At 36.9% G+C, this 12,429-nt stretch carries 13 protein-coding genes and 1 tRNA gene; 8 read left to right on the top strand and 6 right to left on the bottom strand.

What is annotated here, in order from left to right; translation table 11 throughout:
- The first annotated feature begins 69 nt into the window (after positions 1-69).
- Both BFP77_RS09640 and BFP77_RS09635 read left to right on the top strand, forming a co-directional pair.
- Complete coding sequence (locus BFP77_RS09640) at positions 70-894, top strand: class I SAM-dependent methyltransferase (RefSeq protein ID WP_099573825.1); 825 nt, start codon at positions 70-72, stop codon at positions 892-894.
- A gap of 241 nt (positions 895-1,135) precedes the next feature.
- Positions 1,136-1,645, top strand: coding sequence for an OmpH family outer membrane protein (locus BFP77_RS09635; protein WP_099573824.1), 510 nt, complete (start codon positions 1,136-1,138; stop codon positions 1,643-1,645).
- A 47-nt stretch (positions 1,646-1,692) separates the two neighbouring features.
- On the opposite strand, the gene BFP77_RS09630 is transcribed toward BFP77_RS09635, so the two are convergent.
- The 3 genes from BFP77_RS09630 to rnr all read right to left on the bottom strand — a co-directional run bounded on the left by BFP77_RS09630 (position 1,693) and on the right by rnr (position 5,324).
- Positions 1,693-2,376 carry a LysE family translocator gene (locus BFP77_RS09630; RefSeq protein ID WP_099573823.1) on the bottom strand — a complete coding sequence of 228 codons (684 nt, stop codon included), beginning with the start codon at positions 2,374-2,376 and terminating at the stop codon, positions 1,693-1,695.
- Between the two features lie 6 nt (positions 2,377-2,382).
- Positions 2,383-3,060, bottom strand: a complete 678-nt coding sequence (locus BFP77_RS09625) for a head GIN domain-containing protein (RefSeq protein ID WP_099573822.1) — start codon at positions 3,058-3,060, stop codon at positions 2,383-2,385.
- Positions 3,061-3,134: 74 nt separating this feature from the next.
- Positions 3,135-5,324 (bottom strand): ribonuclease R, encoded by a 2,190-nt coding sequence (gene rnr, locus BFP77_RS09620; RefSeq protein ID WP_099573821.1) that lies wholly within the window; start codon positions 5,322-5,324, stop codon positions 3,135-3,137.
- Between the two features lie 633 nt (positions 5,325-5,957).
- Between rnr and BFP77_RS09610 the strand changes: the two genes are divergently transcribed.
- Genes BFP77_RS09610 through BFP77_RS09600 form a run of 3 tightly spaced genes read left to right on the top strand, consistent with a single transcriptional unit; the run spans position 5,958 to position 7,804 of the window.
- A complete protein-coding gene (locus tag BFP77_RS09610; RefSeq protein WP_099573819.1) occupies positions 5,958-6,389 on the top strand; it encodes an RpiB/LacA/LacB family sugar-phosphate isomerase in 432 nt (143 codons plus the stop codon).
- Between the two features lie 45 nt (positions 6,390-6,434).
- Positions 6,435-7,361, top strand: coding sequence for a cation diffusion facilitator family transporter (locus BFP77_RS09605; protein ID WP_373604823.1), 927 nt, complete (start codon positions 6,435-6,437; stop codon positions 7,359-7,361).
- Positions 7,361-7,804, top strand: a complete 444-nt coding sequence (locus BFP77_RS09600) for a GNAT family N-acetyltransferase (protein WP_099573817.1) — start codon at positions 7,361-7,363, stop codon at positions 7,802-7,804. Before BFP77_RS09605 ends, BFP77_RS09600 begins: the two co-directional genes overlap by 1 nt.
- Positions 7,805-7,871: 67 nt before the next feature.
- Here BFP77_RS09600 and BFP77_RS09595 read toward each other — a convergent pair whose 3' ends face one another.
- The 3 genes from BFP77_RS09595 to BFP77_RS09585 all read right to left on the bottom strand — a co-directional run bounded on the left by BFP77_RS09595 (position 7,872) and on the right by BFP77_RS09585 (position 9,538).
- Positions 7,872-8,246, bottom strand: a complete 375-nt coding sequence (locus BFP77_RS09595; protein ID WP_099573816.1) for a hypothetical protein — start codon at positions 8,244-8,246, stop codon at positions 7,872-7,874.
- 366 nt (positions 8,247-8,612) lie between these two features.
- A tRNA-Ala gene (locus BFP77_RS09590) sits at positions 8,613-8,689 on the bottom strand.
- A 51-nt stretch (positions 8,690-8,740) separates the two neighbouring features.
- A complete protein-coding gene (locus tag BFP77_RS09585) occupies positions 8,741-9,538 on the bottom strand; it encodes a universal stress protein (protein ID WP_099573815.1) in 798 nt (265 codons plus the stop codon).
- Positions 9,539-9,590: 52 nt separating this feature from the next.
- On the opposite strand from BFP77_RS09585, the gene BFP77_RS09580 reads away from it, so the two are divergent.
- From BFP77_RS09580 to BFP77_RS09570, 3 genes are all read left to right on the top strand, one after another.
- Positions 9,591-10,088 carry a GNAT family N-acetyltransferase gene (locus BFP77_RS09580; protein ID WP_099573814.1) on the top strand — a complete coding sequence of 166 codons (498 nt, stop codon included), beginning with the start codon at positions 9,591-9,593 and terminating at the stop codon, positions 10,086-10,088.
- 9 nt (positions 10,089-10,097) lie between these two features.
- Positions 10,098-11,432 (top strand): MATE family efflux transporter, encoded by a 1,335-nt coding sequence (locus BFP77_RS09575; protein ID WP_099573813.1) that lies wholly within the window; start codon positions 10,098-10,100, stop codon positions 11,430-11,432.
- Positions 11,433-11,501: 69 nt separating this feature from the next.
- On the top strand, positions 11,502-12,269 hold the full coding sequence (locus BFP77_RS09570; protein WP_099573812.1) for an enoyl-CoA hydratase/isomerase family protein: 768 nt from the start codon (positions 11,502-11,504) through the stop codon (positions 12,267-12,269).
- Positions 12,270-12,429 lie beyond the last annotated feature (160 nt).

Here is a 12,429-nt window from a genome sequence, read left to right as displayed (position 1 = left end):
TCTTCGAAGACGGCTTTTGTCTTTATAAAACATACGATATTACTATCTTCGGTCCTTCTAGACATCAATATGTATACCTACCTAAAGACTAAAGATTACTTTCTAACTCAAGAAGAATACGAACTTAAATACGATTCAGAATTTGAGATGCTCATTACACATCCACAACCCAACAATTTATCTAAATATTACCAAAGCACCAATTACATATCTCATACTGACGACAACGATACGTTAATCGATAAGATATACCACTATATTAAAAAATACAGTCTTCGGAAAAAAGTACAGTTAATAAATAAGCTAGATGTCCCTACAAAAACCATTTTAGATATTGGTGCAGGCACCGGTGACTTTCTTCTAGAGGCGTCCAAACAAAACTGGCTAACGAATGGAGTAGAACCCAATGAACAGGCAAGGACTAAAGCACATTCCAAAAAAATACCTCTAGAAACCTCCCTGAACCAGATTCAAAACAAGCAACATGTCATTACGCTATGGCATGTACTAGAACATCTACCGAAACTAGAACAACAAATACTTGATATTACTAATCTCCTGGAGAGTGGAGGATATCTCATCATCGCCGTTCCCAATTACAAATCGCATGACGCGAAAAAATATAAAAAACATTGGGCGGCATATGATACCCCCAGACACCTTTGGCATTTTTCTCGCACCTCTATTTCTCTACTTTTTGAACCTAAAGGATATACCTTGAAAAAAACATTACCCATGTATTTCGATTCATTTTATGTGTCTTTACTATCTGAAAAATACAGACATGGTAAAGCGAAGTATATGAATGCTTTTTTTACAGGATTGTATTCAAATATCAAAGCCACATTCAACGGTCAATACTCTTCTCTCATTTATATCCTTAAAAAAGACTAAAACTTATTTTAAGACCATCTACGGCCCTTTATTAAATACCTATATAAGAATACTTGAACAATTTCAGATAAGCCCTCTCTTATCTTCTTTTAAGTTCATTAATATCATTAATATTTATACTATATTTTAACTTCATAGATTATACTTATTTCATCTATTCTATTGCTCTTACTTTAAGACAAAGTTATACCCACCATAAGAAAAGCTTTGCTATTTTTGCCCAACTAAAATTTTAGCACTGATGAAAAAACTATTGTTTACAATTTCTTGCCTTACCGTTCTAGCCTCATGCAAACAAGAAAAAATTGGATATGTCGACAACGTAAAGTTGATGAACGATTACCAAGAGAAAATTGATGTGGAAGCAAAATTTAAAGTAAAAGCTGACGCTCTTACTAAAAAAAGGGATAGTATTTCTCAAGCTTTTCAGATAGAAGCACAAGCCTTTCAAGCTAAAGCACAAAAGATGTCTCAACAAAAGGCGCAAGAAGAATATGCCGTTTTTCAACAGAAGGGTCAATTCATGGGTCAACAACTACAGCAAGAAGATCAACAACTTCAAGCAGAAGGTCAAGTTGAAATGGACAGCGTTGTAAAAAATGTAAAAAGAGAAATCGAAGCCTACGGTAAAGCCAATGGTTACAGCTATATACTTGGCGGTGGTGATGGTGGTAGTGTCCTTTATGGTACCGAAGCCAATGACCTTACTTCAGAAATAGTAAAAGCACTCAACGATAAATACAAAAAGTAAACTATACTACATTTATCAATTACAAGCCGGTCTTAGACCGGCTTTTTTTAATCCGCCTTCCTGATACCTTCTATTTTCTCTAGACCACTTTCTATTGTGAAGCGATCCCTAGGAAGAAATCCCTTAACAATTAAAACAATACCACATACTACCAAAATTAATCCTATTCCCTTCTTTATAAGATGTATCCGATTATTCGTAAGTTTCCGTTTTAACTGCTTGGCTAACAGTATTTTAAAAATATCTGTAATAAAATATGAAAGCAACATTGTCGTGAAAAACACTCGTATGCGCACCGGCTCATTATCTAAACTTGGTCCAACAATAATGATAATACCCAACCAAAATACAAGAACCCCTATGTTTATAAAGTTCAAGAAAAATCCTTTGAGGAACAAACTGAAGTAATCATTGCTCTTCACCTTTAAAGGTTTATCAATTGGTCTCTTAGTTCCTTGCTTAAAAAAGATAGTGATACCGTATACTAAAAGAATAACGCCTCCAAAAACGTATAGACCAGGTTGATTACTTAAATTCTCTAGCAGTTGGTAACTACTAAAGTATGCCGCTAGGATAAATATAATATCAGCTATGATAACGCCAATATCGAAACTCAATGCGGCTCTAAAACCTTTGATTGCACTAGTTTCTAAAAGAACAAAAAACACAGGCCCGATCATGAAACTTAATAAAAAGCCTAAAGGAATCGCAGCCTGTATATCTTCTAACATTCTTTACTACATTCTTTTTATCACTCCTCCGAATACCGTTTTTTCTTCCAATTTAGCAGGATTACCGTGAACCAAAACCTCACCACCCGCCTTTACGGCTGCTTTCACATATTCACTGGCATATATTTCCGCCTTAGACCCGGCATTGACATTTACGGTTGAAAACTTCGTTTTAAAATTCTTCCCTTCGTATACGCCTCCTGTATTTATTTGAACATCTTGTAACTCGGAAAATCCGTTAGTCTCAATAACGCCACCCGAAACAGACTTAATAAGCATCTGTTCTACCTCCGCTGATACCGTTAATTCACCACCTTCTTGGGCTTTCAATTCTATAACATCTTGTTTAATGGTGCCCTCTGAATTAATCCTAGCGTCTTCGTTAACATCTATGACCATAATATCATCGGTATAATATAAATCTACAAAGGTTTTATATCCACTGAATATTTTACCTATTTGCATTCGGATTTTAAGTACTCCATCATTAATTACAATAGCTACCTTATCTGTACTTTCACCAGTAATAATCGCCTTGTTTTCAGAAGACCGTATAAGATTGATGGACAATCCGTCAAAACCTTTAACCTCAGAAAATTTACTTAAGCTTTTGGTAATCTTATTATCCTGTCCATTTCCTAAAAGGAAGTTTAAGCAGCACAATAACAAAACAACATGCTTCATAATCAATTAATTTGTATCCTAGAAAAGGATAATTTTACAGCTCCCTATTAGCAAATAGCATACCATTATGAAACCTAATTATGTTTACCTATAAGCGAAAAATCCAAGTGCCGTTTTTCTAAATCGGTATTCTTCACCATTACGACAACCTCATCACCAAGCTGGTAACTCTTCTTAGTTCGCTCTCCTACAACGGCATACTCCTTTTCATCAAAGATATAATAATCTCCTTTTATGTCCCTGATACGAACCATTCCCTCACATTTATTCTCGATTATTTCAACATAGATTCCCCATTCCGTAACCCCACTAATAACGCCAACGAACTCCTTGTCATCATGGTCTTGCATAAACTTGATCTGCATGTACTTAATAGAGTCTCTTTCTGCGCTGGCAGCCAGTCCTTCCATGTCGGAAGAATGCTGACATTTTTGCTCATAAATTTCCACCTTTGGTGATTTTCCATTATCTAAATAATGTTGTAACAGCCTGTGTACCATAACATCAGGGTATCTTCTAATAGGCGAAGTAAAATGCGAATAATAATCAAAGGCTAAACCATAATGCCCTATATTATCTACTGTATATATGGCCTTACTCATGGTACGTATAGCTAAAGTATCTACCAAATTTTGTTCTTTCTGCCCTTTTACATCCTCTAATAATTGATTTAAGGAGGAACTTATGGATTTTTTATCCGTAAAATCTAGTTTATGACCAAATCTCTTAATTAAACCATTTAGAGCCATGAGTTTATCTTCATTTGGATCGTCATGTACACGATAAACAAAAGTCTTTTTTGGCTTCTGTTTACCAATGAACTCCGCTACTTTTCTATTGGCAAGCAACATAAACTCCTCTATAAGCTTATTAGCGTCCTTAGATTCCTTAAAATATACGCCCACTGGTTCGTTTTCCTTATTCAGATTAAAACGCACTTCGACCTTATCAAAGGAAATTGCACCTTGGTCCATACGTTTACTACGCATAATCTTGGCTAATCTATCCATAGTTAAAGTAGCCGTTACGACTTCCTTGTCTACCTCATAGGCGCCATCGCGTATAGAAATATCCTGTGGAATCTTTCCATTACCAGTTTCTATGATATGCTGTGCTTCTTCATAAGCGAAACGCTCATTAGAATTAATTACCGTTCTTCCATACCACTGGTCTACAATCTTCGCTTTTTTATCCAATTCAAAAATTGCTGAGAACGTGTATTTTTCCTCGTTAGGTCTTAAGGAACAGGCATTATTGGATAATACTTCCGGTAACATTGGTACCACTCTATCTACTAAATATACCGAAGTGGCCCTTTCATAGGCTTCATCATCCAAAACGGTGCCTTCCTTTAAGTAATGGGAAACGTCCGCAATATGAACACCTATTTCATAATTACCGTTTTCTAAAACAGTAAACGATAACGCATCGTCAAAATCCTTTGCATCCTTTGGATCAATAGTAAAGGTCAATGCATTTCGCATATCCCTTCTTTTCTTTATTTCCGATGGTTTGATAGCCGTATCCAGGCTATCCGCAAAATGTTGAACCTCTGTAGGAAATTCGTAGGGCAAACCATATTCCGCTAATATGGAATGTATTTCCGTATTATGTTCTCCTGGTTTTCCTAAAACTTCGGTAACCTGTCCATAAGGAGAATCTACATCTTCTGGCCAGTCGGTAATTTCAACCACAACTTTATCACCATCGTTAGCATCCTTTATCTTATCCAAGGAAACAAAAATATCCGTATACATTCTAAAATCCGTTGGACGCACAAAAGCAAACGTTTTCTGCATATCCAAAATCCCTACAAATGTAGTTTTGTTACGTTCTAATACCTTGTGAATGTCCCCTTCTAGTTTCTTCTTGTCCCTTCTAGGATAAATATATACCTCGACACGGTCTTTATGAAAAGCCTTGTTCAGTTTATTTTGAGGCACAAAGACATCATCTTCCATACCCTCGATTACGATATAGGCATTCCCTTTTCCCGTAATATCAACTATTCCTTCATGATAGGTTTTTGTATCCTCAAGAACTTGATAATTACCTCTACTTACTTCTAAGATGCGCTTCTTTTCCTTTAACTGAACTAATCTTTTAATAAGATTATTTCTATCGTTCGCCTCTGTAACTCCTATCTTTGCTGCAATCTGCTTATAATTAAAGCTTTTCTTTGGTTCTTTTTCCAGTACCGTGAAAATGCCTTTTGTGATTTCATTTCTTCTATGGTTTCTCGCCTTCTTATTTCTCTTCGACATTAAAATTTTAATTTTTTGAAAATTACGAATTATAATCCACTACCTCTTCTATTCTTAAACCTCTTGCATATTTTCTAAGGTTATCAACATATATTATATAATAACTATTTCTTTTATAAATTTTTAAAAATAAATGGTGATTATAATGGTTTGTTAATAGACGTGATAACTTATTTAGGTATTCCTTGACTTTTTGAGATACCATAAGTTGTTCACATATTAAAAACACAAATGTATATTGATTATCAGAAATTTGAATGAGTTATCATTATAAGTTGATAACCAATTTGAACAACTAATTATTCATAAGTTTATAAAAAATTAGTGTTAACTAGGAGTATAAATTTCTTCACAACCTAATGACTGTTTCTAACATTATTTTTAGGCTATTAATGAAATAGATGCTAATTGAAAAAGGAGTTTCACAACCAAATTTTTTACTTATTTTTTGTAAACATTTTTTAAAGCGGTTGTTCCACTATTTAACTCACTAATGAACAACCAATAAAAATGAATAACCAAAATATGTTGTGTAAGCTATGTTTTTTGTGGTGAACTCCATGTATGTTGTACATTTGTAGTAAGTAAAGCGGTTTCCCCGACCTAATTTTAAAATCAAGTAATACGCCTACTATGAAAATATCTATTGGTAACGATCATGCCGGCACAGAGTATAAGCTCGCAATTATTGGACTCTTAAAATCCAAGAATATAGAAGTGTTTAATTATGGAACTGATGGAACGGATAGCGTTGATTATCCGGATTTTGTTCATCCCGTGGCCCAAGATATAGAATCGGAAAAATCGGATTTTGGAATTATTATTTGTGGTAGCGGTAACGGAGCTTCCATGACCGCGAACAAACATCAAAAAGTTAGGTGCGCACTTTGTTGGACAAAAGAAATAGTGGAATTGGCGAGAGAACACAATGATGCCAATATCTTAAGCTTACCAGCAAGGTATATTTCGTTACCACAAGCCTTGGAGATGGTAAAAACGTTTTTAGAAACTGATTTTGAGGGCGGTAGGCATGAGCGTAGGGTACTTAAAATACCTTGTGTCTAATTTGAAAGAATACGTATGTAGACCGGTCAGAGAAATCTCCTATTTTTGATAAAATTAAATCCGGTGCACAAACATGCTCATAATCATTCCCATCCTAAGGTAAAATCTAAGAACCTCATTATTTCCATAGTTTTGAATACGGTAATTACCGTATCTCAGGTTATAGGGGGCCTAATTTCCGGGAGTCTTTCTTTGCTTTCCGATGCCTTACATAATTTTAGTGATGTTCTTTCTTTGGTCGTAAGCTATATAGCTACCGTACTTTCTAGAAGAAAGGCCTCTACCAATAAGACTTTTGGTTATAAGAGGGCAGAAATAATAGCCGCTTTTGTAAACTCTGCCACACTTATCGTAGTGGCGCTTGTGCTAATTAAAGAAGCGGTGGAGCGTTTTATTGCCCCGCAAGAAGTAACATCGGATTTGGTCATTTGGCTTTCAACACTGGGAATAGCCGCTAACGGAATTAGTGTTTTATTACTAAAGAGAGATGCGGATACTAATATGAATATGAAATCTGCCTACCTACATTTACTCACCGATATGATGGCCTCCGTTGCGGTACTCATAGGAGGTTTGTTAATGAAATTTAATCAGTTCTATTGGGTGGACCCATTGCTAACTTTGGTTATTGCCTTTTATTTAATTTATATGGGCTACGATTTATTAAAGCAGTCTACTAGGGTTCTCATGCTTTTTACCCCAAATAGTTTACAAGTAGATGAAATCATTACTACCATTAAAGAAATAGAATCCGTTAAAAACGTTCATCATGTTCATATTTGGCAACTTAATGAGGACGAGGTGCATTTAGAAGCGCATATAGATTTTGTAGCGGATATTAAACTGTCGGAGTTTGATGTAATTTTGGAGCTAATAGAGGAACAAATGTTTCATACGTATGGAATCAACCATGTGAATATTCAACCAGAGTTTGGGAAATGCGACAGTAAACAAATAATAGTACAGGACTAATGTTAGATATTACCGTAAAGCGTTTTAGTGAAATAGATACAGACGAGTTATATCAGTTACTTCAATTAAGAAGTCGGGTATTTGTAGTAGAGCAAGCTTGTATTTACCAAGATTTAGACGGTAAGGACCAAAAGGCGATTCATATTATAGGTAAAAAGGATAACAGAATTGTAGCGTATACGAGAGCGTTTACCGCAGGAGATTACTTTGAACAGGCAAGTATAGGCAGGGTAGTGGTAAGCGACCAGGAACGTTCCCATGGTTACGGCAAAGTAATCATGGAGGCGTCCATTAAGGCCGTGGAAGAGGTCTTTAAGGAAAATACCATTAAACTATCCGCACAGACATATTTAAAGAAATTCTATAATTCGCTAGGCTTTAAAGCATATGGAGAGGGATATTTGGAAGATGGCATACCACACATAGTTATGCTTAGAAACTAAAAATGGCGCTTAGAGCACCATTTTATAATAAAGTCTAAAAATCATAGCGCTTTTAAAGCGCTATGATTTATATCTTAATGAGTTGTTTATTACTTAAGTTAATATCCTCTAACATGTTATCGGTAAACTTATAGTGCCCCCTAGTGGTAATTATTCTAAACCTGTTAGATTTCATTCTACTTAAAGTATCTAAAAACAGCCACTTCGTTTTTAACAACCTTGGTTTTTGAGATTTAAGGCTAATATCAAAAAAGTATTTTCTACCATTCTTTAAGGCTACGATATCTGGGGTAATTTTATTGTCCGCTCCTTTTCTGGTGTATGATTTTGGGGTTTCATAGCCGTCTAAATCTGCCTTGATATTTTCAAAACCAGTGGCTTCTAAATGGTTGATGGATTTCTCTAAAAAATCTGCGTTAGCTGTCTTGTCTAATTTTATCATAGCCTATAATATAATGGAATTTCATTCAATCACAAATTTTAAGCGCTGATTAACAATGATTTAACTTTCAAATGTAGATTATCGTGGGACTGGGCCATAAGCTTTTGGACAAGAAAATAGCATATGGTTTGGAGCCAAGCTTGGGAGCGTTTTCATTCTTGATCAACGAGTAAGGCTTCTGGAGTTTGTATAAAATATTGTATGGTTGTCTTGAGATTGGATACCAGTTTCCAATAGAAAATGATTAAGAATGATACTAAATGACTTTGCAAATGTTAAAGTTTGAAAAAAAACAAGAAAGTGTGCAAAAAGTGTGGAATTTTTAAAACCAAAAAAGCCCCCACATTTGTGAAGGCCTGTATTTACTGGTGGAGAATACCGGAGTCGAACCGGTGACCTCTTGCCTGCCAGGCAAGCGCTCTAGCCAACTGAGCTAATCCCCCTTTTTCAACGCGGCAAAGGAAATACTTTTTAACATGCTATCAAAATCCTGATTAGTCTTTCTTAGAACTCAAGATAAGTACCGGCACTGGAGCCGAAAATTCCGCTTTTAAAATTGTGCTCTTTTCCCATAGCTTCTTGAAAAAGCCTCGCTTACGTCTAAATACGCACAGTAAGTCGGGATGTTTCGACTGAAAATGTTCTAAGACACCTTGATATGTAGTGGCGTTCTCCGTAATCGTGAGCTGGGAGCTAATATCCATGAGGGCCGTATTTACCATTAAATCTTCATCGGAATAGCCTGGGGTCTTTACCAGCAATAGATTTACCTTGGCCCTGTGCTTATTGGTTATGGTAACCAATGGGTCTATGGTTCTCTTCCTTTTCAAAATACCCGATTTAAAGGCCACCAATACATTTTTAAAAGGAACGTACGTTGTTCCCCTCGGCACTACCAATGTAGGTATATCCGTTTGTTTTATTATTCTACCTGAAGTATATCCTAAAAACAATTCTTCCTGTATGTCATGACTTCTAGGAGCCAAAATTATTAAATCTATACCTAGCTCCTTGTCTATTTCATTTAAGCCGTCTACGAGCTCCCCATTATAGGAAGCAATTTTAACATCAATTTGCTTCGCATTAATTTGAGCGATTACCTCTTTTAAACGCTCTTTACTACTTTCCGCAATTTTCTCCGAAACGTTAGCAAGCGTGCCCGTTTTTGATTTGGCGTTGAAAACCTCCATCACAAAGACCTTCGCTCCAAAATCTGAAGCAAAATCTACAGCGTACTGTAAAGTGTGGTGCGCATCGGTAGAATTACCTATAGGAACTAGAATATTAGTCATAATACAATTGTTGATTATTCCCCTAAATTTACAATTAAAACAAATCCGTTTTATGATTCAACATGCAAAGATATCCGAAATTCCGGATATTCTTGAATTAACAACCGCCTGTAGATTGCATATGGAGTCCAAAGCCATATTTCAATGGACGACCAACTATCCTAATAGCTCCCAATTCCTTATCGATTGCGAACGCAATGAACTTTATGTTGTAAAGGAAGATGGTAACCTTATTGGTTGCATCGTCATTTCTTCGGTGATGGACAATGCGTACGAAAATGTAAAATGGCTCACCAAAAATAACAACATCTATATTCATAGACTTGCGGTGCACCCGTATCAGCAAGGAAAAGGCTTTGCGCAAAGATTAATAAATTTTGCCGAAGAATATGCCCGTACCAACAATTATGTATCCGTTCGTTTAGATACCTTTAGCCAGAATAAACGAAATCAAAAATTTTATGAAACAAGGGGCTATCAAAAATTGGAGGCTATTTATTATCCAAATCAGAGCAAGTATCCCTTTTACTGTTACGAACTAGTTCTTTAATTTTATTTTTTGAAGACCGCCATCAATTTTAAAACGATAAACAAACTCGCTATTCCCGCAACCATAGCAGGGATTGCGGAACCTTTGCTATCAATAACGGATACTGCCATTGTGGGTAACATTCCCGTTGACGGTATTGAATCTTTGGCCGCAGCCGGAATAGTTGGTTCATTTCTTTCCATGTTGATATGGATTCTAGGACAGACCAGTAGTGCCATCTCCGCTATTATTTCCCAGTATCTGGGAGCCGGAAAATTAGCGGAAGTAAAAACACTGCCCGCCCAGGCAATTTTTCTAAATATAGGGCTTAGCATTCTGATCCTACTTTCTACCATCTTTATTGTTGAAGAAATTTTTCAGCTTCTAAATGCCTCCGGGAAAATTTTACAATACTGTATCAGCTATTATTCCATTAGGGTTTGGGGTTTTCCGTTGACACTTTTTGTATTTGCCGTCATGGGTATTTTCAGAGGGCTTCAAAATACGTTTTGGCCCATGGTCATTGCTATTACGGGGGCCGTTTTAAATGTAATCTTAGATGTAATTCTAGTCTACGGAATAGACGGTATAGTAGAACCGCTATATTTAGACGGTACGGCCTACGCTAGTTTAATTGCCCAAGCGGTTATGGCCATCATGGCTTTTGTGCTGTTGCTTACTAAAACCGATATCAGTCTTAAACTTAAATTTCCCATCCATCCAGAACTGGGGCGCTTGGTGGTCATGAGCTTAAATCTCTTCGTTAGGGCCATTGCCTTGAATACTGCGCTCATCCTGGCCGTGAGGGAAGCAACTGCTCTGGGTGATGCCTATATTGGCGCCCATACCATAGCCATAAACATTTGGCTATTTTCCGCTTTCTTTATTGATGGTTATGGTGCTGCGGGCAATATTATGGGAGGAAGACTTTTGGGGGCCAAGGACTATAACGGATTGTGGTACTTGGCAAAGAAAATAACCCAGTACGGATTATGGGTAAGTCTAGTTTTAATGGCGCTTGGATTTGTATTTTATTATCCCATCGGTAGTCTCTTTTCCAAAGAAACACTTGTCCTAGATACCTTCTACACCATATTTTTTATCGTTATCCTTGGGCTTCCCATGAATACCTTGGCTTTTGTTTTAGATGGATTATTCAAAGGGTTGGGGGAAATGAAATACTTGAGAAATACACTACTGTCCGCAACGTTCTTAGGCTTTGTCCCTGCACTTTTTATAGGAAAATATCTGGGATGGAACTTAACGGGAATATGGATTTCTTTTACAATATGGATGCTGATAAGAGGGGGTGCACTGGTTTGGAAGTTCAGAAAAAAGTTTCGGCCCTTATTGCAAAACACCTAATTTTGAAAAGCGTAAGGCCTATTTCAAATAGGTTGCCGAGCATACGGAATAACATCTTAATTTGAACATATGGGAACCGATAGGAAGAATGGAAGTCTTTATACCAAAATAGATGGTAAGGTCGCTATCGTGGAGTTTGGGCATCCGGCTAGTAATTCGTTTACTTCTGAACTACTAGGTCGTCTAAAGGCGGAACTAGATAAGCTTTCACAGCATAGTATCGTTTCAGTGATTCTTTTGAAATCGGAGGGGGATAGGGCCTTTTGCGCCGGGGCATCATTCGACGAACTTATGGCGGTCGCTACTTTGGAGGACGGGAAAACCTTTTTCAGCGGCTTCGCAAATGTCATCAATGCGATGCGTAATTGTTCTAAGGTCATCGTGGGGCGGGTTCAAGGCAAAACCGTTGGCGGCGGAGTAGGTCTAGCCGCTGCCTGTGATTATGTTTTTGCTACGGAAGCTTCTGCCATACGCCTTTCCGAACTCTCCATCGGTATAGCCCCATTAGTCATTGCACCGGCAGTAGAAAGAAAAATAGGTGTTGCAGCAATTTCTGAGCTGAGCCTTGCCCCTACGGAGTGGAAAAATGCTTACTGGGCCAAAGAAAAAGGGCTGTTTTCAAAGGTATTCGACGATATCAACGAAATGGATAAGGAGTTAGATTTCTTTACACAGAAATTATCGGAATATAACCCAGAGGCGTTAACGGAGTTAAAAAAAGTGCTATGGAGAGATACATCCCATTGGGATAAACTACTTCTGGAACGCGCAGCTTTAACAGGCAAATTAGCGCTTTCCGACTTTACCATAAAAGCTATTTCAAAGTTCAAGAAATAGCGCAATAACGGTTAGCAATTTTCGTTCTAGTGTTAAATTTATTCATAATGGAGTTTTTCAATTTTTTAAACGGCGACCTTGTCTTTCCAATTTTGGCTTTGTTCGTTGTGGTTATCTATTTTGTAAATAGAGCAAGGACCCGCCGCAAGTTCAAGCGCTA

The organism is Maribacter sp. 4U21 (assembly GCF_002742365.1).
Classification (GTDB): domain Bacteria; phylum Bacteroidota; class Bacteroidia; order Flavobacteriales; family Flavobacteriaceae; genus Maribacter.
Note: the sequence above shows the minus strand (reverse complement) of the source record. Positions and strands in the feature narration are given on the sequence as shown.

Excerpts from the sequence above, each read along its gene's own strand:
- BFP77_RS09640 (WP_099573825.1), top strand. The coding sequence starts at position 70 with ATGTATACCTACCTAAAGACTAAAGATTACTTTCTAACTCAAGAAGAA.
- BFP77_RS09635 (WP_099573824.1), top strand. The coding sequence starts at position 1,136 with ATGAAAAAACTATTGTTTACAATTTCTTGCCTTACCGTTCTAGCCTCA.
- BFP77_RS09630 (WP_099573823.1), bottom strand. The coding sequence starts at position 2,376 with ATGTTAGAAGATATACAGGCTGCGATTCCTTTAGGCTTTTTATTAAGT.
- BFP77_RS09625 (WP_099573822.1), bottom strand. The coding sequence starts at position 3,060 with ATGAAGCATGTTGTTTTGTTATTGTGCTGCTTAAACTTCCTTTTAGGA.
- rnr (WP_099573821.1), bottom strand. The coding sequence starts at position 5,324 with ATGTCGAAGAGAAATAAGAAGGCGAGAAACCATAGAAGAAATGAAATC.
- BFP77_RS09610 (WP_099573819.1), top strand. The coding sequence starts at position 5,958 with ATGAAAATATCTATTGGTAACGATCATGCCGGCACAGAGTATAAGCTC.
- BFP77_RS09600 (WP_099573817.1), top strand. The coding sequence starts at position 7,361 with ATGTTAGATATTACCGTAAAGCGTTTTAGTGAAATAGATACAGACGAG.
- BFP77_RS09595 (WP_099573816.1), bottom strand. The coding sequence starts at position 8,246 with ATGATAAAATTAGACAAGACAGCTAACGCAGATTTTTTAGAGAAATCC.
- BFP77_RS09585 (WP_099573815.1), bottom strand. The coding sequence starts at position 9,538 with ATGACTAATATTCTAGTTCCTATAGGTAATTCTACCGATGCGCACCAC.
- BFP77_RS09580 (WP_099573814.1), top strand. The coding sequence starts at position 9,591 with ATGATTCAACATGCAAAGATATCCGAAATTCCGGATATTCTTGAATTA.
- BFP77_RS09570 (WP_099573812.1), top strand. The coding sequence starts at position 11,502 with ATGGGAACCGATAGGAAGAATGGAAGTCTTTATACCAAAATAGATGGT.